The organism is Micromonospora sp. LOL_014 (assembly GCF_048060245.1).
In the GTDB taxonomy this organism is placed as follows: Bacteria; Actinomycetota; Actinomycetes; order Mycobacteriales; family Micromonosporaceae; genus Micromonospora_E.
Genome location: NZ_JBHMIP010000007.1, coordinates 49,690 through 70,731 on the forward strand (window position 1 = coordinate 49,690; position 21,042 = coordinate 70,731).

The following is a 21,042-nucleotide window of genomic DNA, read 5'->3' on the forward strand; positions in this document are numbered from 1 at the left end:
GGGCTGAGTAACGGGTCTATAACGTCTTTTATTCGGAGATATCATTTCCGGTCAGCCGTATCATCCGTGAGTGCCGCCGATCGTGCGGCAGGCACCCGCCAAACGGCCGACAGCGCTGTCACGTCACCGACCGGAGAACCGCCCTGGCCAGCGAAAAGGCGCACAGTGGCAGCAGGTCGCGCGGCTCGCCATGGAGGTGCCGAAATGCCTGGACTGACGGTCCACCGGTCGAACGCCCTGATGTCGATCAGGTCGAGGTTCGACGGCACCCGGGACCTGGTGATGCCGGTCAACCTGGCCTACGCCGAGTCCATGGTCGGCATGTGGCACGCGGGCCTGCCCCAGGTCACCCTCGTGCCGTCGACCGCCACCGACGCCCAGGTCTGGCCGGTGATGTCGGCGGTGGGCACCCGGATCCACGACACCTCGGACGACAACTGCCCGATCCACACCGGCTGGTCGTACATCGGCGGCAACCACGGCTACAACGTCGGCACCCAGGTCGCGCTCACCGACCACGGCAAGACCACCGCCGATGTGGGCTCCCGGTGGACCGACGGAATCCGGACCTTCACCCTGCTCGCCGTGCCGAACGGCAACAGCCTGCTGTTCGGCAACCCGTACACGATCGTCAACGGGGTCGCCCAGGGCGTGCGGGTGCGGCCGGCGGCGGCACTCACCCACGTCGCCGGGGCGACGAACCGGACCTCGGTACCGATCACCTGGTTGACCCCGGACGTCCAGATCCGCCCGGCCACCCACTCGCACACCGTGGTCGTCGACCTCGACGGCCGGCCGGTGCCCGACGGCCGGTCCACCGGTGAACAGCTACGGATCCGGGAGTCCTACGTGATCCCCTCGTACCGGGGGATGATCGACACCGCCCAAGCCAACATCGGCACACCGCTCGCCACCATCATGACCCGGATCCCGCCGATGTGTCGCATCGACAACGACTACCGCTGGTCGCCGGGAGGCCTGCTGGTCACCCAGCGGGTGACCGCCATGGACCGGTTCACCCTGAGCACCGGGGTCACCCAGTGCTCGGCGCTGACCGTACCGGCGGGCGGCAGCCGCCTGCAGTTCATGCCGAACGTCGAGGCGGCCGGGACGCTCAACTGGTCGACCTGGGCGCGGATCGACACGATCACGGCGATCACCGACATCACCCCGGCGAGTCTGCGGGATCCGGCGATGCCGGCGGCCGGCATGACCCAGTGGGCGGTCAGCGGCGGCGGGGTCCAGCTGTGGGGAATCGCCGCCGGTCTGCTGCCGGTCGACGACGGAGAGCCGGCGACCAGGGTGCGGCACACCACAGCGAAAAACTGGTTCGTCTCGTCCGGCCTGAAGAAGAACTACCCGCAGCTGGTGTGGGGTCGCGAGCTCTGGCCGGGACAGACGGTCACCGGTACCGCGTACCGCCGCTATCTGGCACCGCCGGCGGCCGCGACCGAGCTGGTCGTCTCGGACGGCAGCAGCGACTTCGTGATCATCGAGCGGGTGGGTACGGTCACCGCCGCCCGGATACCCGCGCCGGAACTGTTCCACCGCCGGCTGGTCCCGGTCGGACCGACGAACCTCGCCGTCGCGGAGCGGGTCACTGCCGACGGCATCGCCTACCAGGTGCCGGTCTCCCCCGGGTACGGCATGTGGCGGGCGGATCCCGACCAGGCCAGCCCGCAGCCGCTGGCCGGAGCCACCTCTGGGGTCGGCAGCTACTTCCTGCCGTTGGCCGGTTCAACCGGGACCACCACCTGCACCGACGCGTTCCAGCGGCTGCTGCTGCACCCGATGTACCTGGCCGAGGCCACCCGGGTCGACCGGGTGTGTGTGGAGGTCACGGCGACCGGTAGCGGCTGGTTGCGCCATGGCGTGTACGCCCACGACCCGACGACCGGTCGACCGGCGTCGCAGGGACCGATCGCCGACTTCGGCGCGCTCAGCGCGGCCACCGCCGGTATCCGGGAGTACGTGCTGACCACGCCGGTGACGCTGCCCGCCGGCTGGCACTGGTACGCCGTCGTGTGGCAGGGCTCCGCCACCACCCCGCCCACCCTGCGGACCAGTCAGGTCGGCGGTGCCACGACGTTGAACATCGGCTCCGGCCCGGCGGCGATGACCGGTGACCGGTTCGGCTACCAGATGTCCGGCGTGGCCGGCCCGCTCGGGCCGGTCACGGTCGCCGGTGTGCACCAGTTTCCGCCACCGCGGATCGCCTACCGCCGGGCCTGATCACCGCGCCGGTACGCCGTAGATCCGCTTTATCTCCGCATGCTTGGCGGCGACTGGAAGGTGCCCGATGCCCAGCGACTTGGCCTGCAGCCGGCGCAGATAGTCGTCGGTCGTGCGCAGCGGTCGGGCCGGCACCCCCGCAGCCACCATGTTGTCCGGTATGTCGCGGGTGACGACCGAACCCGCGCCGATGACGCACCGGTTGCCGATGGTCACCCCGGCCAGGATCATCGCCCGCATCCCGATGTAGACGTCGTCACCGATGACGATCGGAGCCGTCCAGTCCAGGTCGGGATGCTCCTTGCGGAGGATCAGGGTTCCCCCGTCGTGGGTGACGAACTGCACCCCGGAGGTGATGTAGACGTTGTCGCCGATCGTGATCAGCCACGGTTCCGAGCCGAACATCGCCCGGTTCACGCCGTAGAACCGCACCCGGCCGGTGAGGTTGACCCCCAGAGATCTGGCAAATGCCTCAGGGTCACGGCTGGCCGCCAGATGGTCCCGCACCCGCCGGACGATGGTACGAAGACGACTGGTCACACTCGGTGCAACGATCCGGGCCGGCGCCGGTGACGTCGGGTCACCGGCAGAAGTGGCGGGCGTGGTCGAGGACGTTGAGTTCGCGCACCTGCCGCCGCCATAGCCGGTACCGCCGCCCCGCCGTCTCCTTCGCCTCGGCCCGCTCACCCGCCGGCCGGCCAGCCAGCTCGTGCACCACCTCGGCAAGTGCCGACACCGTCATCGGCCGGACCACCGCCCCGCCGGCGCTGGAGATCAACTCGCTGAACGGGGTCCGGTCGGAACAGACGACCGGGCAGCCGGCCGCCAGGCTCTCCAGGATGACGTGTCCGAAGTTCTCGCCCAGCGTCGGGAACAGGAATGCGTCGTACCGGGCGAAGGTTGACAGCACCTCGTCGGCCGGCAGCTCGCCGTGGTACCGCACCCGGACATGGTCGGGCATCGTTGCGATGAGCTGGCCGCAGCGCGCCCAGTACGGCTCGTCCTCCTCGGGCCCGAAGATGTCGAAATCGACCGGCCGGGTCGCCTGGGCCACCGCTGCCAGCGCCGTGACCAGGTTCTTCATCGGTGATATCCGGCCGATGAAGACCAGCCGCGACGGACCGTCGTGCGCCACGACCGGTGGCGGCGGACGGTCCGGGATCGGGCACTCGTTGCCGTTGACCATCACCCGGGCCCAGGGCAGCACCGCAGCGATCTGATCCGCCTCCAGCTGGCTGCACGCCTGCCACCGCACGCCGAGGCGACGCAGCACCGGTGCCCACACCGCCAGGAAGAGCCGCTTCTTGCCGCCCTTGATGGCCAGCGCGGCCGGGGCCAGTTCGCCGCGCGGAGCCACCATGATCGCCGGTACCCGTAGCAGTCGCAGGGCCACCGCCAGAATCGGGACCACCGAGAACATCGACCACAGGCTGTTGACGTACAGCAGATTGACCGGCCGGGACCGGATCTGCCGCAGCAGCCGCAGCCACTGCCAGGGACGCACCGGGTCGAGATAGAACACCGCGGAGCGGGAGTCGCGGTGGACCAGTTCGCCGGACAGCCCCGGGTACCGGTCGCTCGCGTGCAGGTCCCGGTCGCGGGTGACCAGGGTGACGTCGAGGTCGTCAGGCAGGGTGTCCAGGATGAAGCGCAGCGACCGGATCGGGCCGCCGCCACGGAATCCCGGCTCAAACACCGCAGCGGTGGCGAGGATGCGGAAGGTCCTGGTCGCCGCGTCGGCGGCGGTCTGCCGGGGCGCCACCCCGCCAGCGGCGGGTCGGACCCGGGTCCTTGTTTCACGCACTGTCGGCTCAGCCTTCGATTCGTACGGCTGCCGCGCTCAGCGACGCAGCCCGGCCCACTCGTGGTGGCGCCGCACGGTGGACAGGATGAAGTCAACGACCCGCCGTGAGGTGTCGGGCACCTGGTAGTCCGCCGGGCACGGCACCCCGGCCGAGGCGACCTGCTCGACGGTCGCCCGGACGGCTTCCACCACGCCGGCCGGGTCCAGCCCGGTCATGATGATGCCGCCGGCGTCCAACGCCTCCGGCCGTTCGATCGACTCCCGCAACGTCACTGCGGGAAAGCCCAGGATCGCCGCTTCCTCGCTGATCGTGCCGCTGTCGGACAACGTGCAGCGGGCGGCGCCCTGCAGGCGTACGTAGTCGAACAGCCCGAACGGCTCGTGGAAGGTGATCCGGTCGAGGCTGGTCGGGTCGGTGGCCAGGGCCTCCAGCCGTTTGCGGGTACGCGGATGGGTGGAGACCAGCACCGGTAGCGCCCACTCGTCGCGTACCGCCCGCAGACAGTCGAGCAGCTGGTGCAGCCGGTCCGGCCGGTCGACGTTCTCCTCACGGTGGGCGCTGACCATGAAGTACCCGCCGGCGGTCAGCCCCAGCTGGTCGAGCACGGTGGACCGGGCGATGTCCGCCCGATAGTGCTCCAGCACCTCCCGCATCGGTGAGCCGGTGTGCAGGATGCGGCGCGGATGGAGGCCTTCGGCGATCAGGTTTCGTCGGGCGTGCTCGCTGTAGACGAGATTGAAGTCGGAAACGTGGTCAACCAGGCGGCGGTTGGTCTCCTCCGGCACGTTCAGGTCGAAGCACCGGTTGCCGGCCTCCATGTGGTAGACCGGCACCCGCATCCGGCGGGCCATCAGGGCGGCGATGGCGCTGTTGGTGTCGCCGAGCACCAGCAGGGCGTCCGGCCGGCAGTCGTCGAGGGTGGCCTCGATGCCGACCAGGACGCCGCCGAGCACCCGACCGAGCGAGGTGGTGTCCACGCCCAGCGACCGGTCCGGCGGGCGCAGCCGCAGCTCAGTGAAGAAGACCTCGGAGAGGACCGGATCCCAGTTCTGCCCGGTGTGTACCAGGACATGGTCGACGGTGCGGTCCAGCCGGTCCATCACCCGGGACAGCCGGATGATCTCCGGCCGGGTGCCGACGACCGTCATCACTCGGGTCATGACCGACTCCATTCATTGCCGACTCGGGGCGCACACCTACTACCAGCCCAAAAACGGGCAATCTCCGCATACCATAGCGGACCATCGGGGCAACGGTGACGGCCCGGCCGAACCCGAACCGTGGCACCCTGGCCCGTTCGTACTGTCGTCCACCTGACAGCAGAACCTGTTGGTCGGAGCGGACCGCCGCACTCCCAGTTGTTGTCCGACAACCGTCGGGCATATCGAGAGGAGCAGCGGACCATGAGATCCGAATCCGTACGCGGCGCGCGAAGCCGCGTACTCGCCGCTCTGGCGGTCGTGGCGACGGCGGCCTCGCTCGCCGGTACGGCGACGACCCCGGCGGCGGCCCACCCGGGCCCGCCCTCGGCCGTCTTCGACCCCGACGAGGTGGGCTGGGCGTCGGTACGGGACATGACCCCGGCCGACTTCCAGGTGCGGTTCGACGAGTACGCCGCCGCCGGCTACCTGGTCGTCGGCCTAGACGTGGACGTGGCCGACGACGGACGGCGCATCGGCGCCGCCTTCCAACGCAACCTCGACGGGCGGGGCTGGCTGGTACGCACCAGGCTGACCAAGGCCGAGTTCGACACCGAGTTCGTCAAGGCGGCGGACGACGGGATGCGGCTGGTCGACTTCGAGACCTACGTCGAGAGCGGTGACCGCTACTACGCCGCCGCCTGGGTGCGCAACGTGGAGGGCTACGGCTGGTCGATGAAGTACAACCTGACCGCCGCCGAGTTCACCGCGTACTACACGGAGCAGCGACGCACCCGGATGCCGGTCGACGTCGACATCTATCCGACGGGTGCCGGCACCAGGTACGCGCTCGTCTGGGTGGACAACGCCGAGAACCTGGACTGGCGGCTACTCGGCGGCATCACCCGCACCGAGTACCAGGACGCGGTCGACGCCTACCAGATCGTCTACCGGTCGCTGGTGGTCGACTCGGCGCTCACCACCGTCGGCCAGCGGTACGCCGGCATCTGGGTGGAGAACACCAACCACCGCCGCTGGTGGGTACGCAGCGATCTGACCCGACAGGAGTACGTCAACTGGTGGCACCGGTACGCCGACGAGGGATACCGGGTGATCAACTTCGAGCGGTACGAGACCGCAAGGGCACCCGGTACGCCGGGGTCTGGCGGCAGAACTCCGACCGGCCGGGCTGGAAGCTGCGCCGGTCGGTGGACAACCTGGTCCAGGGCGAGGCGAACAGTCTCAACATGCCGGGCATCGCCGTGGCGGTGATGCAGGACGGTGAGTTCCGCTACCTGCGCGGGTTCGGGCACGCCAACGTCAACGACGACGTGTGGCTGGACTCCGGGCACGTGCTACGGATCGCGTCGGTGTCCAAGGGGATCGGCGGGGTGCTCACCATGCGGGCGGTCGAGGACGGGCAGATCGACCCGGCCGACGACGTCCGAGACCACGTCGCCGGGCTGCCCGCCCACCACGCGTACACGGTCGAGCAGGTGGCCAGCAACCGGGCCTGTGTGCGGCACTACGCGGGCACGGAGGCCGCCGACGGCGCCGACCCGGCCGACGTCGCGCAGTGGCAGGCCGAGGACACCGATCTCAGCACCACCTGGTACGCCAACTCCACCGCGGCCGCGGCCGAGTTCTGGGACTCCGACCTGGTCTGCTCGATCGGTGACGGGCACTACAGCACCCACGGCTACACCATCCTGGGCGCGGCGTTGGAGGGCGCGACCGGCACCCCGGTGGCGGAGCTGACCGAGTCGGAGTTGACCGCCGCGTTCGGCCTGGGCACCCTGCGGCCCGAGGACCTGTCGGACACCTCGGTGCGGCGCAGCACCTTCTACGACGGCGCCAACGACGAGTACGGCGGCGACGAGGTGAGCTGGAAGGTCCTCGGCGGCGGGATGGAGTCCTCAATCGCCGACCTGGCCCGGTTCGGCGACAAGCTGATCGACGGCGAGATCGTCGGCCCGAACTCGCTCGACGCCATGTGGGTCGACACCGGGTGGAGCTACGCGTACGGGTGGTCGATCAGCACCGAGGACGGACACCGACGGATCGGCAAGAACGGCGGCGCCGACGGGTCCACCGCGTACCTGCAGATGTACCCGGACGACGGGATCGTCGTGGCGGTGCTGATGAACCGGGCCGACGGGGTCGCCGGCGAGAACCGGGCCGAGGAGCTGGGTTCCGAGATTGGCACGCTGGTGCTGAACACGCTGCCCTGACCGGTGCCGGATCCCCGGTCCGCGAGATGCCCGAGCGGCGTCCGGCGGGCCGGGGATCCGGCGTCGCCGCCGGTACGCCGAGCGGCCGGTGACCGGCGACTTTCCCTCGATCAACGTTTAGGGTAGCCTCACCTAACATGATCGCGACGACGTTGCACGGCGACGACCTGGTGCTCGGATACCAGCGCACCACGGTCGTCCACGGCGTGTCCGTCGCCATCCACCCCGGCGTGGTAACCGCCCTGATCGGCCCCAACGGCAGTGGCAAGTCCACCGTGCTGCGCTCGCTCGCCCGACTGCACCGGGCATCGTCCGGCCGGATCCTGCTCGGCCGCGAAAACGGCGACCTGGAGGACGCGGCACCGCTGTCCGCCCGCGACTTCGCCCGCCGGGTGACCCTGCTGTCCCAGTCCCGACCGCACCCGTCTGGCCTGCGGGTCCGCGACGTCGTCGCCTTCGGGCGCCACCCGCACCGGCGCCGGTTCAGCCCGCTCACCGACACCGACCAGGCGATGGTCGACCACGCCATGGAGCTGACCGGGACCACGCCGATGGCCCATCGCGCGGTCGACCAGCTCTCCGGCGGTGAGCTGCAACGGGTGTGGCTGGCCGCCTGCCTCGCCCAGGACACCGGCGTGCTGCTGCTCGACGAGCCGACCAACCATCTCGACCTGCGCTACCAGGTCGAGATCCTCGACCTGGTCCGTGACCTCGCGGACCGGCACCAGACGGCGCTCGGCGTCGTCCTGCACGACCTGAACCAGGCCGCCGGCGTGGCCGACCAGATCGTGCTGCTGAGCCAGGGCCGGGTGCGGGCCGCCGGCCCGGCGGCCGAGGTACTGACCACGGAACACCTCTCCGAGGTCTACGGGTTGCCGATCGACACCACCGTGGACCCGACCACCGGTCTGGTGCGGGTCGAGCCCCGAGGGCGACACCACCGGCGCCACTGAGCGCCCGGTCAACCAACGAGTGAGGAATCTGATGAGAACCCGATCGATGACGGCTGCCCTGGCCGCCGTCCTGTTGATCCCGTCGGCGCTGGCCGCCTGCGGCACCAGCGATCCGCAGACCGCAGACGCCACGCCCACGGCCAACGCCTCCGGTGAATGCGCCGACGACACCACCGTGACCTCTACCGGACCGGTGGAGGTCACCGACGCGCTCGGGCGCACCGTGACGTTGGACGAGCCGGCGCAGCGGGTGGCCGTGCTGGAGTGGCAGCAGATCGAGGACGTCCTCACCCTGTGCCTCACCCCGGTGGCGGTGGCCGACCCGGACGGCTACCGCACCTGGGACACCGCCGAGGAGCTACCGGACGGAGTCGCCGACGTCGGCCTGCGCGGCGAGCCCAACCTCGACGCGCTGTTCGCCGCCGATCCGGACCTGGTGATCGTCGAGGCCACCGCCGAGGACGACCCGGTCATCGCGCAGCTCGCCGAGTACGACGTCCCGGTGCTGGCCACCCGGGGGGCGGATGCCGCCGACCCGGTCCAGAACATGCTGGACACCTTCGCGATGATCGCCGAGACCCTCGGCCGCTCCGAGCGGGCCGACCTCGTCGCCGACGAGTTCCAGGCCAGCCTCGACGAGGCGAAGCAGCAGATCACCGGTGCTGATCTCACGAGCACCGAGTTCGTCTACTTCGACGGCTGGGTCCAGGGCGGCAACGTCGCCATCCGGCCGTTCGGCCAGGGATCGCTGGTCGGTGAACTCGGCGAGGCGATCGGCCTGACGAACGCCTGGACCGGCGAGGTCGACCCTGCGTACGGCCTGGGCCAGACCGACATCGAGGGGATGACCACCGTCGGTGACGCCACGCTGTTCTACACCGGCACCACCGACCCCGCCGGCAGCGTCCTGACCGAGCTGGAGAAGAACGAGATCTGGGCGTCGCTGCCGGCGGTCGAGCAGGGGCGGGCGTACGCCTTCCCGGCCGGCATCTGGACCTTCGGCGGCCCCCGCTCGTCGCAGCAGGTGCTCGACGCCTACGTCGACGTCCTGGCCAGCTGACCATCGTGAACGACGGTCCACGGGTGCCCACGGGGATCCGTCCGACGCCGGGCGCCGTCGCCACCCGACCGGTGGCGGCGTCCGGTGTGGACCGCCGGGCCGTGGTCGGCGGGTTGGGCACCCTGCTGTCGCTCGGGGTGGCCCTGGTGGTCGCCGCCGGCTGGCACCTGACCCAGGGTACCTCGGGGGTGGGGCTCGCCGACCTGCTCTCGGCGGCGGTCGGCGGGGAGACGGGTGCCGACGGGGCGGTCCGGGAGATCCTGCTCGGCTCCCGGCTGCCACGGCTGGCGGCCGGGATCGCGGTCGGCTTCGCCCTCGGCGTCGCCGGCGCGCTGTTCCAGTCGCTGGCCCGCAACACACTCGCCTCACCGGACACCCTCGCGGTGACTGCGGGGGCGTACCTCGCCGTCAGTGCAGTCGCGGCGTTCGGCCTCGGTGTGCCGCTCTGGGCGTCGGGCGTCGTCGCCTTCGTCGGCGGGCTGCTGGCCGCCGGTCTCGTTCTGGGTCTCGCCGGCGGCGCGGGCAGCTCGACGACTCGTCTCGTCCTGGCCGGCTCCGTCGTCGCGATGGCGTTGCAGTCGGCCACGGCCGCGGTGCTGATCGGCTTCCAGCAGGAGACGACCGGGCTGTTCGCCTGGGGCAGCGGATCGCTGAGCCAGCTCGGGCTGACCGCCTTCGGGCAGGCCGCGCCGATCGTGGTCGGCGCCACGGCGGTGGCCGGGCTGCTGGCCCGCCGACTCGACCTGCTGGGTCTCGGCGACGACACGGCCGGAGCGCTGGGCGTACCGGTCCGGGCGACCCGGGCGGTCGGGACGGTGCTCGCGGTGCTGCTCACCGCGGCGGCGGTGACCCTGGCCGGCCCGATCGGGTTCGTCGGTCTCTGCGCGCCGGCGGTGACCCGGATGTCGGCACGGTTCGTACCGGCGCTGCACCGGCACGCCGTACTGGTGCCGGCGGCGGGTCTGGTCGGCGCGCTGACGGTCGTCCTGGCCGACGGGGTGATCCGCGCCCTGCTCGGCGCGGACCGGGCCGGCCAGGTGCCGACCGGGGTGGCCACCACCCTGGTCGGTGCCGTCCTGCTCATCGTGCTGGCCCGCCGGGTACGCGACTCCGGCCCGAGCCGGCAACCGCCGGGCAGCCGGATGGGGCCCCGGAGTCGCCGCCGGTACTGGGCGGTCCTGGCGGTCGTCGGCGTCACCGCCGCCGGCGCCGGGCTGCTCGGCCTGCTCGCCGGCAACACCTGGCTGCTCACCGGCGACATCGCGCTCTGGCTGTCCGGTGAGGGACCGCCCGTCATCCGCTTCGCGCTGGACGAACGGGCACCACGGGTGGCGGCGGCGCTGGCCGCCGGGGGTGCCCTCGCGTTGTCCGGCTCCCTGGTCCAGGCGACCTGCCGCAATCCGCTCGCCGAGCCGGGGATCCTCGGCATCACCGGTGGTGCCGGGCTGGCCGCGGTGATCGTGGTGACCGGCGATGTCGGCGGCAACGCGACGATGATCGCCGCCGCCACCGGCGGCGCGCTGGCCGCCTTCGGTCTGGTCTACTCCGTGGCCTGGCGAGGCGGGCTGCACACCGACCGGCTGGTCCTGATCGGGGTCGGGGTCTGGTACGCGGCGACCGCCCTGACGACCTATCTGCTGGTGCGGTCGAATCCGTGGGACACGCCGAAGATCTACACGTGGCTGTCCGGCACGACGTACGGCCGCAGTTGGACCCAGGTGGTCCCGGTGGTAGTCGCCCTGCTGGTGGCGCTGCCGGTCGCCCTGGCCGCCCGCCGCGATCTGGACCTGATCGCGATCGACGAAGACACGCCCCGGATCGTCGGTGTCGGTCTGGAACGGATCCGTCTCCTGGTGCTGGCGGTCGCGGCCGTGCTGGCCGCGTTGAGCGTGACCGCGATCGGTGTCGTCGGTTTCGTCGGACTGGTCGCGCCGCACGCCGCCCGGGCGCTCGTCGGCGGCCGGCACGCCCGGATCATCCCGGTCGCGGTGCTGCTCGGTGCGGTCCTGCTCGGACTGGCCGACACCGTGGGCCGTACCGTCGTCTCGCCGGCCCAGCTGCCGGCCGGCCTGGCGGTGGCGTTGATCGGTGCCCCGTACTTCGTCTACCTACTGGCCCGTTCCCGGGCCTGATCCCGGCGGCCCGGGAACGGGTTTGTCCACCACTGTGGTCACGGCTGGTCACCCACGGCGTTCCACACCTTCTGTCGACACTGGCAAAAGTCTGGGATGAACCACCGAAAGATGTAGACACCTCGATCCCAAGTCCGCTAGCCTCCAGATCACCGAGGCATTCGGTTAGGTAACCAAACAGTTTGGCTGCCTCGACCGGACGCCGTCGGGCGGGCACGGCACCCGCCCGACGGCGACAACCTCGCCGGGGCCGTGGCACCCCCCGGAAACACTGGACGCATCCGATCGGCGCGGCGGCGCGCGCCTCCACCTCCGTCGCCCTACTCACCCCTGGCCCGCCAAGGCAGTCGTCACCTGTCGAACCCGCCCGGACGTTTCCCGTCACCCACCACCCGCACACCCGGTATCACCACGCACCCGCCTGGTATCACCACGCACCCGCCCGGCGTCGGCCGCCGAGCTCGGTTGCCGGTGAACCGTGACCGCCGCACCCGTTCCCACTGGTGCAGCTACCACGCGCCCGGATCACCCCAACCTCTGACCGACCATGCGTCAACTCTGTCCGAAACAGACCGGTATGTGATGAAAGGTAGCCGGACATGGCAGTCAACCCTGACGATCGCGGCGGGCCCGTCCGCCCGAGCAGACCGCCGACCAAGCCGAGACGATCGCTGACCGCGCTGGCGGCCGTGCTCGCCATGGTCCTCACCAGTACCTTGGCCGCGGCGCCGGTCAACGCCCGCCCGACCCACGGCGGTCCACCGGAGTACCGGGCCGCCCAGGTGCTGACCTGGACCGCCGGCAACGACGTCACCGCGTACACCTCGGCACCGACCATCGCCGAGCCCGGACCGGCGACGCTGGTCTTCGAGAACAGCGCCGCGACCGGCAACACCAGCGGCATGCAGCACACGCTCACCTTCGAGACCGGTGACCCGACCTACAACCAGGACGTGAACGTCAACATCCTGGCCGACCCGTACGACTCCAACGGCGGCCTGTGGACGGTCGACGTGGTACTCACCCCGGGGACGTACCGGTACTTCTGCGCCATCCCCGGCCACGGCCTGATGAACGGGCTGCTGGTGGTCAGTGCCGTCAGCACCGAGGACACCACCGCACCCCAGGTGACCGCGGCGCTGTCCGGGCCGCGCGACGACGACGGGGCCTACCTCGGTGCCGCCACCGTCACCCTCACCGCCACCGACGACATGTCCGGTGTCGACACCATCGAACACTCCCTCGACGGCGGCGGGTTCCGCGAGTACACCGCACCGGTCACGGTCAACGAGCCGGGCCAGCACACGGTCGCCTACCGGGCGACCGACATCGCCGGCAACACCTCCGACCCGCAGTCGGTCACCTTCACCGTCGCCCCGCCACCGGACCCGGACACCACCGCACCCACGGTGACCGCGTCCGTGTCCGGCGCCCAGAGCGAGGTCGGCTCCTACCTCGACACCGCAACGGTCACCGTCACCGCCACCGACGACGACTCAGGAGTCGCCAGTGTCGAGTACTCCCTCGACAGCGGCGCGTACACCGACTACACCGCCCCGGTGACGGTGAACAGCCCGGGTGCGCACACGGTCAGCTACCGCGCCACCGACGAAGCCGGCAACACCTCCGACCCCGGATCGGTCACCTTCACCGTGGTCGCCGGCGGCGGCGACCCGCAGTGCCGGGTGCTGGACACCCGGCCGACGGTCTGGCTGGGCACCCGCAACAGCGAGGTGACCAACCGGCAGGTGGGTCCGGGCTGCACCATCAACAACCTGATCGCCAGCGAACGGATCTGGCGCAATCACAACGAGTTCATGCAGCATGTCCGGGCGGTGGTGAAGAACCTGCGCGAACAGGGCGTGATCAGCCAGGCCGAACGGGTCACCCTGATCGACACGGCCAAGCTGTCCGCGGTCGGCAAGTCGGACGCCCACACCGGCTACCAGTCGATCCTCAACCGGTCGGGCGCATCGTTCGATCAATGGGAACAGGTCGGTGCGGGCGGCTTCACCCGCAACGCCGACGGCTCGGTCACCAGCCGGCCGGTCGCCGGACTCGGCCTGCTCTGGTTCCCGATCCGCAGCTATGGCGATTTCTCGATGAAGCTGCAGTGGCGCGACGACGCACCGGGTGACGCCCGAGCCAACAGTGGCGTCTTCGTCCGGTTCCCCGCCGTGCACCAGCACCCGCAGGAACCCCGGCCGGAATGGGTGGCCATCAAGTACGGCCACGAGGTGCAGATCTTCGACAGCCCGGTCGGCGACCGCTACAAGACCGGTTCGGTGTACGGATTCGGCGGCGTCGACGTCGACGCCGCCGGGGTCACCCCGAAGGGCACCTGGAACGACTACGAGATCCGGGTGGCCGGGCAGCACTACTCGATTTTCCGCAACGGGGAGCTGGTCAACGAGTTCGTCAACACCCCTGACCTGGTGTTCGACCCGCCCCGGGCCGACGACCCGGGCGGTGCCGGCCGGCAGCGTACCGAAGGTTACCTCGGCCTGCAGGTGCACGGCGCGGACGACATCGTCAGCTTCCGCAACGTCCGGATCGCCCCGCTGACGCCGTGAGCGGACCGGGACCCCGACGGACACACCACCACCCCCCGACCGGCGATGACCGGCGCGACGAACAGGAACGGACGTTGAACGAGACGACGCATCTGAGCACCGACCCGATCGACGAACCAGCCAGACCGGGTGGCCCGGGTGGCAACGGCGTAGGCCGGGCCCTGGTGGTCCTGGCGGTCCTGGCGGTCACCTTCGCAGGCGCCGGCACCGCGTACGCCGTCAACCAGAGCGCCACCGACCCGGTGGCCGCAGCCGTGCCGGCCGACGGCGTGGTGCCTGAGGGCTGCGTGGCACCGGACCGGGAACTGCAGCTGTACGCCGTGGAGCTGCCCCGCGACCCGGTGACCAACCAGATCCGGCTGGGCTACGGCCTGACCCCGCAGACCGCCTCCTACCCGGGCCCGACGATGGAGATGATCGAAGGCGAGTGCCTGGCGATCACCCTGCACAACCAGGTGACCGCCGAGACGCTGGGGCAGCTGCGGACCGATCCGGAGCACCCGCTCGGTGTCTCGTTGCACGCGCACGGGGTGAAGTACACCCAGGACTCCGACGGTACCGTACACAGTGGCTCATATGTCGGGCCGGGTGAGTCCCGGACCTACACCTGGTACGCGAAGCCGCGCAGTTCCCGGACCGGCTCGCCGGGCACCGCCGGCTACTGGTGGTACCACGACCACGTGGTCGGCGGCCCGCACGGCACCCAGGGCATCGGCTCGGGCCTGTTCGGCGGCCTGGTGGTGCGCCGGCAGGGCGACCCCCGGCCGGACCGGACCTATGTCACGGTCTTCGGCGACCGCCAGTCGATCAACCTGCGCCGCGGGGCCGCGACCGACGACTGCGACCTGGACAACCCGGTGCCCGGCCCGGCCTGCTTCGTCGCGAAGGTCGGCGAGCGGGTCGAGTTCATCGTGGTCGGCACCGGCGACGACATGCACACCTGGCACGTGCACGGCCACTCCTGGGCGGACACCCGCACCGGCGTGGTCGCTGGCGACAACAAGGCGATCGTCGACTCCATCCCGGTGATCGACAACAAGACCCTCGGTCCCGGCGACTCGTTCGGCGTGACCATCGTCGCCGGCGACTCGGTCGGACCGGGCCACTGGATGCTGCACTGCCACATGCAGTTCCACTCAGACCTGGGCATGGCCACCACCCTGCACGTCCTTGACGAGAACGGACAGATGCCGCCCGGCGGTCACCAGCACCGTGCGGTGCTCGCCCAGTCGGGTGTCGACGTCGGCGGCGAGCCGGCCACCGACCTCCAGGCCGGTGCCGGACACGACGGCCACCAGAACTGAACCGTCCCAGCCACCCCACCCCGGCGCATCCCGCGCCGGCCGCTGTAAGGAGCAGGAATGGCCGACAGACGCCATTTCAGATTCCCCCGACTGCGCCACCGATCAGCCGCCGCGGCCGCGGCCGTTACCCTGCTGGCCGGTCTGCTGACCGCGCCGGTCTCCCCCGCCCAGGCCGACCCCACGCCACCCACCTGGGGCAACCGGGTCGTCAACGTGCTGGTCTTCCACGGCCCCGAGGCCGAACAGAGCGACCCGGTCCGCCGGGCCACCAACGTCATCCGACGGCTCGGCAACGAGCACGGCTTCTACGTGCACTCGTCCGACGATCCGAGCGTGTTCAACCCCGACAACCTGGCCCGCTACCGCAGCGTGGTCTTCCTCTCCACCGCCGGTGTCACCCTCGACGACGCACAGGAGGCGGCGTTCCAGGCGTACGTCAAAGGCGGCGGCGGCTTCGTCGGCGTGCACGACGCGGCGTACACCCAGCCCGGATCGGAATGGTTCACCGGTCTGCTCGGCACCCGGCCGGCACCCACCCTGCCGCCGGCGGAGACGGTGGTCGAGGCGAGCGCCAGCGGCAACAACCCGCCGAACGAGACCGCCAGCCACGCGTTCGACCGCGCCACCGGCACCAAGTGGCTGACCCGCTCCCCGACCGGCTGGCTCGCCGGTGAGCTGGCCGAGCCGACCGTGGTCAACCGGTACGCGCTCACCTCGGCCAACGACTTCCCCGGCCGGGACCCGCGGGACTGGACGCTGCAGGGGTCCAACGACGGCGAGAGCTGGACCGATCTGGACCGCCGGACCGGGCAGAGCTTCCCACAGCGGTTCCTCACCCGGCAGTTCGCGTTTGACAACACTGACGCCTACCGGCACTACCGGCTGGACATCACGGCGAACAGCGACGAGCCGCTGACCCAGCTCGCCGAGCTATGGCTGATCGGCGCCGACGCCGGTGCGGCACCGGAGACCCAGGTCCAGCAGGCAGAGGTCGACGTCACCGACCGCAACCACCCGGCGACCCGCGACCTGCCGATGAACTGGACCCGCGACGACCAGTGGATCAGCTGGGACCCGAACCCGGTTGGCCGGGTGCACGTCGTCGCCCAGGTCGACGAGACCAGCTACGACGCAGGGCTCAGCGGCAACGGACCGTTCCACCCGGTGGCCTGGTGCCACGACTACGACGGTGGCCGGTCGTTCTACACCGGAATGGGCCACACCGAGGCAAGCTGGGCCAAGGACCTACAGTTCCGCGAACACGTCCTCGGCGCGATCCGGTGGACCGCCGGCACGGTACGCGGTGACTGCCAGGCGACGATAGCCGCCAACTACCGGATCGAGCGGCTCACCGGCACCAACCAGCAGGGCGAACTGGATCAGGTCGGTGAACCGCACGGCCTGACCATCGCACCGGACGGCACGGTCTTCTACATCGGCCGCGCCGCCTGCCCCTCCGGGGCGATCCCCGACTGGTCGAACCCGGACATCGGCAAGGGCTGCGGCACCATCCACCAGTGGGATCCGCAGACCCGGCAGGTGAAGCTGCTCACCACCCTGGAGGTGATGGGCAACCGGGGCAGCGGCAGCGAGCTGGTCAAGAGCGAGGAGGGTCTGCTGGGCATGACCCTGGACCCGGCGTTCACCGACAACGGCTGGTTCTACGTGTACTGGATGCCCCACGAGTCGATCGACCGGGAGAACCGGATCGGTCAGCGGACCGTGTCCCGGTTCACCTACGACCACGACAACGCCAGCATCGACCAGGCCACCCGTGAAGACCTGCTCAGCTGGGACACCCAGATCCACAGCTGCTGCCACGCTGGGGGTGGGATGACCTTCGACGACGCGGGCAACCTGTACGTCAGCACCGGTGACGCCAACTCGTCCGGTGGCTCCAGCGGCTATTCCGGCAACAACTGGACCCAGGAGTACGCCGGCGTCTCGTTCCAGGACGCCCGCCGTACCGCCGGCAACACCAACAACCTCAACGGCAAGATCCTGCGGATCACGCCGGAACCGGACGGCACGTACAGCATCCCGGACGGCAACCTGTTCACCGGCGAGGAGGAAGGCGGCGGCAAGACCCGTCCGGAGATCTACGTGATGGGGGTACGCAACCCGTCGCGCATCGCCTGGGATCCGGTCAACGACTGGCTGACCGCTGCCTGGGTCGGCCCGGACGCCACCAACCCGGACCCGGAGCTCGGGCCGGCGAAGTACGAACACGCCACGATCATCACCTCCGCCGGCAACCAGGGCTGGCCGTACTGCATGGGCAACCGCCAGCCGTACCGGGACCGCAGCAACACCGACGCGGCGGTACTGACCGGCTGGTACGACTGCGACAACCCGCGTAACACCTCGCCGCGGAACACCGGGCTGGTGGACCTGCCGCCGGTACGCGACAACATGATCTGGTACTCACCGCAGGGCGGCGGCCCGGTCTTCCCGACCCGGGCCGATGGCAGCGGGTTGCCCACGTACGAGCCGGGCGAAGAGACCTTCACCCGGCCGTACCTGCGTGGCGGCGGCCAGGCCGTGATGAACGGCCCGACGTACCACCGCTCACAGGTCGACACCGACAGCGGTGTGGCGTGGCCGGCGCACTGGGACGGGAAGTGGTTCATCGGTGACCAGTCCAACGCGGACAACCGGGTGGCAGTCACCGTCGACCCGGCGATGGTGCCCGACCATGGTGCCCCTGCCTACGCGGAGGATCTTCGGGCGGTCATACCAGGTGGCAACGGCGGCACCCAGTTACAGCACTGGATGGACGCCAAGTTCGGCCCGGACGGCGCGCTCTACCTGCTGGACTACGGCGGCGGCTTCTTCACCCTGCACGGCAACCAGAAGCTGATCCGGATCGTCTACGACGGCGGCGCGCAGACCCCGGGACCGGAGTACGCCTCGGCCCGGGTCCCGGATCCGAGCGACCCGCGCACGGTCACCTTCTCCAGCCACCGGGTGGGCGGGGTGGCCTGGGAATGGACCTTCGGTGAGGGCAACCGGGTGTCACACCTGCCGCACCCGACCCACACCTACCGCAAGCACGGGCAGTTCGAGGCGACGGTGAAGGTGACCTACGCCGACGGCGAGGTGGCCGAGCACACCGTCGTGGTCGACACCGGCTGCGACGCACCGGACGCTCGGGGGACGGTCTGGCTGCTGGACACCGACACCGGCGTACCGAATCACGATGCCGGTGCCGGGTGCACGGTCAACGATCTGATCGACGACGAGCGGCAGTGGCCGAACCAGGGCTCGTTCACCAGCCACCTGGACGAGGTGCTGGCGCAGCTCACCGACGCCGAGGTGCTCGACGAGCAGGAGGCGGCGACGCTGCGTACCGCGGGCGCCGACTCCCCCGTCGGCCGTACCGACGGCTACCGGACGTTGTTCGACGGCACCAGTCATTCGCTGTCCGGCTGGCGGCAGGCCCCCGGCGGCACGTTCAAACTGCTACCGGACGGGTCGATCAGCAGCTCCGGCGGGCTGGGCATGCTCTGGTACGGCGAGGAGGAGTTCGCCGACTACTCGCTGCGGCTGCGGTTCAAGGACGTCTCGCCGGGTGACACCCGGGCCAACAGCGGGGTGTTCGTCCGGTTCCCGGATCCCCGGGTGCCGGTGGACGAGCGTCCGGAGGGCAGCTGCGGCACGGTCGGCTCCGCCCGCAGTTCCCAGGCCTGGGTGGCGATCTTCTGCGGCCACGAGATCCAGCTCTACGACGGGGCAAGCGGGGAACCGCAGAAGACCGGGTCGATCTACAACTTCCAGCCCAACGACCTGGACCAGGCGCTGCCCGCACCGAAGGGCGAGTGGAACGACTACGAGATCCGGGTGGTCGGGCAGCACTACACGATCATCCGTAATGGGGTGACGATCAGCGAGTTCGACAACGTGCCGGGCAAGCAGTCGTCCCGGGCCGGCGACCCGCCCACCGATCTGCGCCAGTTCGTGAGCGGATTCATCGGTCTGCAGAACCACGGCAACAGCGACGTGATGGAGTTCCGCGACGTACGACTACGGACTCTCTGACCGGTGACGTGCCGGGTCCGGACACATCGTCCGGGCCCGGCACGTCAGGTCGTCGGGGCCCGGCACGTCAGGTCGTCCGACCGGCGGCCTTCGTCCAGAGTTCGGTGACGACGACCCGCCGCAACGACGGCACCAGCACCGTGTAGCCCGACCAGACCAGGCCGATCGCGGCGCACGAGGCGGCCGTGTGGAGCAGTCCGTCACCGGCCAGTGCCCGACCGACGAGGGCCGCCACCGCCACCGCCGGGGCCAGCAGCGACAACAGCCGGACCAGTTGGCGCAGCAGGTGCAGCGACAATGCCGAGCCGACCAGCATCACGAGGCTGGCGACCGTCGCGGCGACACCGATGGTGACCGGACCCCAGGAGCGCCACATGACGAGGTTGACCACGGCGGCGGCACCGAAAGCCAGCCCGTTGACCACCGCCACCCGCCGGTTTCGACCCCGGGCGTTGAGCACCTTCACGAAGGTGTATCCGAGCACGTGCGCCCAGATGCCGAGGGAGAAACCGAACAGCATGACCGACGTCACGTCCACCGCCCGGTCGTCGAACGCGCCGCGGGCGTAGAGCAGCGAGATGATGCCGCGGGCGTTCACCGTCAACGCGACGGACAGCGGGATCGTCACCAGCAGGACCGGGGCGATCAGCCGCTCCAGCCCCGCGACGACCTCGTCGCCGCGCATCCTGGCGAAGGCGGCGAGGCTGGCCAGGCCGAGCGGGGCGGCGATCAACGCCATCAGCGAGTCGACGACGAACCGGGAGTACTCGGTCGCGGCGACCACCTCGATGCCGAGCAACGAACCCACCGCCCGCTCGACGGCGATCGACCCCTGCAGCAGCACCGGAAGCAGCAGCAGCGGGCGGAGCCGACGCCAGAACATGGTCAACGCCACCGCGTACTGCGGCCGCGACGTGGGCGGCAGGGATCCGTCACCGCCGTCGGCACGCAGATACCCCTTGCGCCGGACCCAGTACGCCCCCCAGAGGAAGAGCACCACGTACGGCGCGGTGAAACCCCAGGCGAGCAGGACCACGTCGCCGGTGAGATAGGCGAGCAGCGTCGCGCCGATCAGGCCGACGCTCTGCACGCAGGCGCGCAGGTTGACCAGGCTGACGTCGTCGCGGGCCAGGGCAACCAGCGTGTACAGCGCGTACTGCACGTAGAACGGCACCGAGAACGCCGCGATGGTCAGCATCGCGACGGCGAGCGTGGCGGCTGCGTCGTCGAGACCGGGTCCGAGCAGTGCGATCCACAACTTCCGCAGTAGCAGCAACGCGACGACCAGCAGCATCGAAAGTCCACCCAGGATCGTCCGGACCGCCCGGTAGAGCGCCAGCGCCAGCGCCGGGCTGTCCTGCCGGTAGCGCACGTAGATCGGCAGGAATCCAGCGGACAGCGCGTCCGCGGTGAAGAAGTTGACCGGCACCATGGTCGCGGTCTGCGCGACCCGGTTCGCCCCCACCGCCCGGCCGGCGCCGAACAGGGCCGCCAGTAGCACCTCGCGGACGATGCCGAGGAGCTTCCCGGCGATACCACCAAGTACGAGACGGAGAAAGGTGCTAGCCACGACTC

General features: G+C 70.4%; 13 protein-coding genes. 9 read left to right on the plus strand and 4 right to left on the minus strand.

The window, feature by feature from the left end; genetic code table 11:
* Nucleotides 1–204 precede the first annotated feature (204 nt).
* Complete coding sequence (locus ACFHW1_RS08230; protein WP_416567669.1) at nucleotides 205–2,232, plus strand: hypothetical protein; 2,028 nt, start codon at nucleotides 205–207, stop codon at nucleotides 2,230–2,232.
* On the opposite strand, the gene ACFHW1_RS08235 is transcribed toward ACFHW1_RS08230, so the two are convergent.
* The 3 genes from ACFHW1_RS08235 to wecB all read right to left on the minus strand — a co-directional run bounded on the left by ACFHW1_RS08235 (nucleotide 2,233) and on the right by wecB (nucleotide 5,197).
* Nucleotides 2,233–2,739 (minus strand): acyltransferase, encoded by a 507-nt coding sequence (locus tag ACFHW1_RS08235; protein WP_416553222.1) that lies wholly within the window; start codon nucleotides 2,737–2,739, stop codon nucleotides 2,233–2,235.
* Nucleotides 2,740–2,812: 73 nt separating this feature from the next.
* Nucleotides 2,813–4,036 (minus strand): glycosyltransferase family 4 protein, encoded by a 1,224-nt coding sequence (locus tag ACFHW1_RS08240; protein ID WP_416615186.1) that lies wholly within the window; start codon nucleotides 4,034–4,036, stop codon nucleotides 2,813–2,815.
* 36 nt (nucleotides 4,037–4,072) lie between these two features.
* Nucleotides 4,073–5,197: a non-hydrolyzing UDP-N-acetylglucosamine 2-epimerase gene (gene wecB / locus ACFHW1_RS08245; protein WP_416553226.1), complete on the minus strand. Its 1,125-nt coding sequence runs from the start codon at nucleotides 5,195–5,197 to the stop codon at nucleotides 4,073–4,075.
* A gap of 243 nt (nucleotides 5,198–5,440) precedes the next feature.
* On the opposite strand from wecB, the gene ACFHW1_RS08250 reads away from it, so the two are divergent.
* From ACFHW1_RS08250 to ACFHW1_RS08285, 8 genes are all read left to right on the plus strand, one after another.
* The gene (locus tag ACFHW1_RS08250; RefSeq protein ID WP_416553228.1) at nucleotides 5,441–6,448 is read left to right on the plus strand and encodes a hypothetical protein; all 1,008 of its coding nucleotides are present in this window, start codon (nucleotides 5,441–5,443) and stop codon (nucleotides 6,446–6,448) included.
* Nucleotides 6,385–7,407 carry a serine hydrolase domain-containing protein gene (locus ACFHW1_RS08255; protein WP_416567672.1) on the plus strand — a complete coding sequence of 341 codons (1,023 nt, stop codon included), beginning with the start codon at nucleotides 6,385–6,387 and terminating at the stop codon, nucleotides 7,405–7,407. Before ACFHW1_RS08250 ends, ACFHW1_RS08255 begins: the two co-directional genes overlap by 64 nt.
* A 137-nt stretch (nucleotides 7,408–7,544) precedes the next feature.
* Nucleotides 7,545–8,360: an ABC transporter ATP-binding protein gene (locus tag ACFHW1_RS08260; protein ID WP_416553232.1), complete on the plus strand. Its 816-nt coding sequence runs from the start codon at nucleotides 7,545–7,547 to the stop codon at nucleotides 8,358–8,360.
* Between the two features lie 31 nt (nucleotides 8,361–8,391).
* Nucleotides 8,392–9,420 carry an ABC transporter substrate-binding protein gene (locus tag ACFHW1_RS08265; RefSeq protein WP_416553234.1) on the plus strand — a complete coding sequence of 343 codons (1,029 nt, stop codon included), beginning with the start codon at nucleotides 8,392–8,394 and terminating at the stop codon, nucleotides 9,418–9,420.
* A 23-nt stretch (nucleotides 9,421–9,443) separates the two neighbouring features.
* Complete coding sequence (locus ACFHW1_RS08270) at nucleotides 9,444–11,552, plus strand: iron ABC transporter permease (protein ID WP_416553236.1); 2,109 nt, start codon at nucleotides 9,444–9,446, stop codon at nucleotides 11,550–11,552.
* A gap of 599 nt (nucleotides 11,553–12,151) precedes the next feature.
* A complete protein-coding gene (locus tag ACFHW1_RS08275; RefSeq protein ID WP_416567674.1) occupies nucleotides 12,152–14,125 on the plus strand; it encodes an OmpL47-type beta-barrel domain-containing protein in 1,974 nt (657 codons plus the stop codon).
* A gap of 74 nt (nucleotides 14,126–14,199) precedes the next feature.
* Entirely contained in the window at nucleotides 14,200–15,429 is a 1,230-nt protein-coding gene (locus ACFHW1_RS08280) for a multicopper oxidase domain-containing protein (protein WP_416553240.1), read from the plus strand.
* 57 nt (nucleotides 15,430–15,486) lie between these two features.
* Nucleotides 15,487–19,467: a ThuA domain-containing protein gene (locus ACFHW1_RS08285; RefSeq protein ID WP_416615187.1), complete on the plus strand. Its 3,981-nt coding sequence runs from the start codon at nucleotides 15,487–15,489 to the stop codon at nucleotides 19,465–19,467.
* A gap of 67 nt (nucleotides 19,468–19,534) precedes the next feature.
* Here the strand turns inward: ACFHW1_RS08285 and ACFHW1_RS08290 are convergent, their stop codons facing one another.
* Nucleotides 19,535–21,037 (minus strand): lipid II flippase MurJ, encoded by a 1,503-nt coding sequence (locus ACFHW1_RS08290; RefSeq protein WP_416553244.1) that lies wholly within the window; start codon nucleotides 21,035–21,037, stop codon nucleotides 19,535–19,537.
* Nucleotides 21,038–21,042 lie beyond the last annotated feature (5 nt).

Excerpts from the sequence above, each read along its gene's own strand:
- ACFHW1_RS08230 (WP_416567669.1), top strand. The coding sequence starts at position 205 with ATGCCTGGACTGACGGTCCACCGGTCGAACGCCCTGATGTCGATCAGG.
- wecB (WP_416553226.1), bottom strand. The coding sequence starts at position 5,197 with ATGACCCGAGTGATGACGGTCGTCGGCACCCGGCCGGAGATCATCCGG.
- ACFHW1_RS08250 (WP_416553228.1), top strand. The coding sequence starts at position 5,441 with ATGAGATCCGAATCCGTACGCGGCGCGCGAAGCCGCGTACTCGCCGCT.
- ACFHW1_RS08260 (WP_416553232.1), top strand. The coding sequence starts at position 7,545 with ATGATCGCGACGACGTTGCACGGCGACGACCTGGTGCTCGGATACCAG.
- ACFHW1_RS08265 (WP_416553234.1), top strand. The coding sequence starts at position 8,392 with ATGAGAACCCGATCGATGACGGCTGCCCTGGCCGCCGTCCTGTTGATC.
- ACFHW1_RS08275 (WP_416567674.1), top strand. The coding sequence starts at position 12,152 with ATGGCAGTCAACCCTGACGATCGCGGCGGGCCCGTCCGCCCGAGCAGA.
- ACFHW1_RS08285 (WP_416615187.1), top strand. The coding sequence starts at position 15,487 with ATGGCCGACAGACGCCATTTCAGATTCCCCCGACTGCGCCACCGATCA.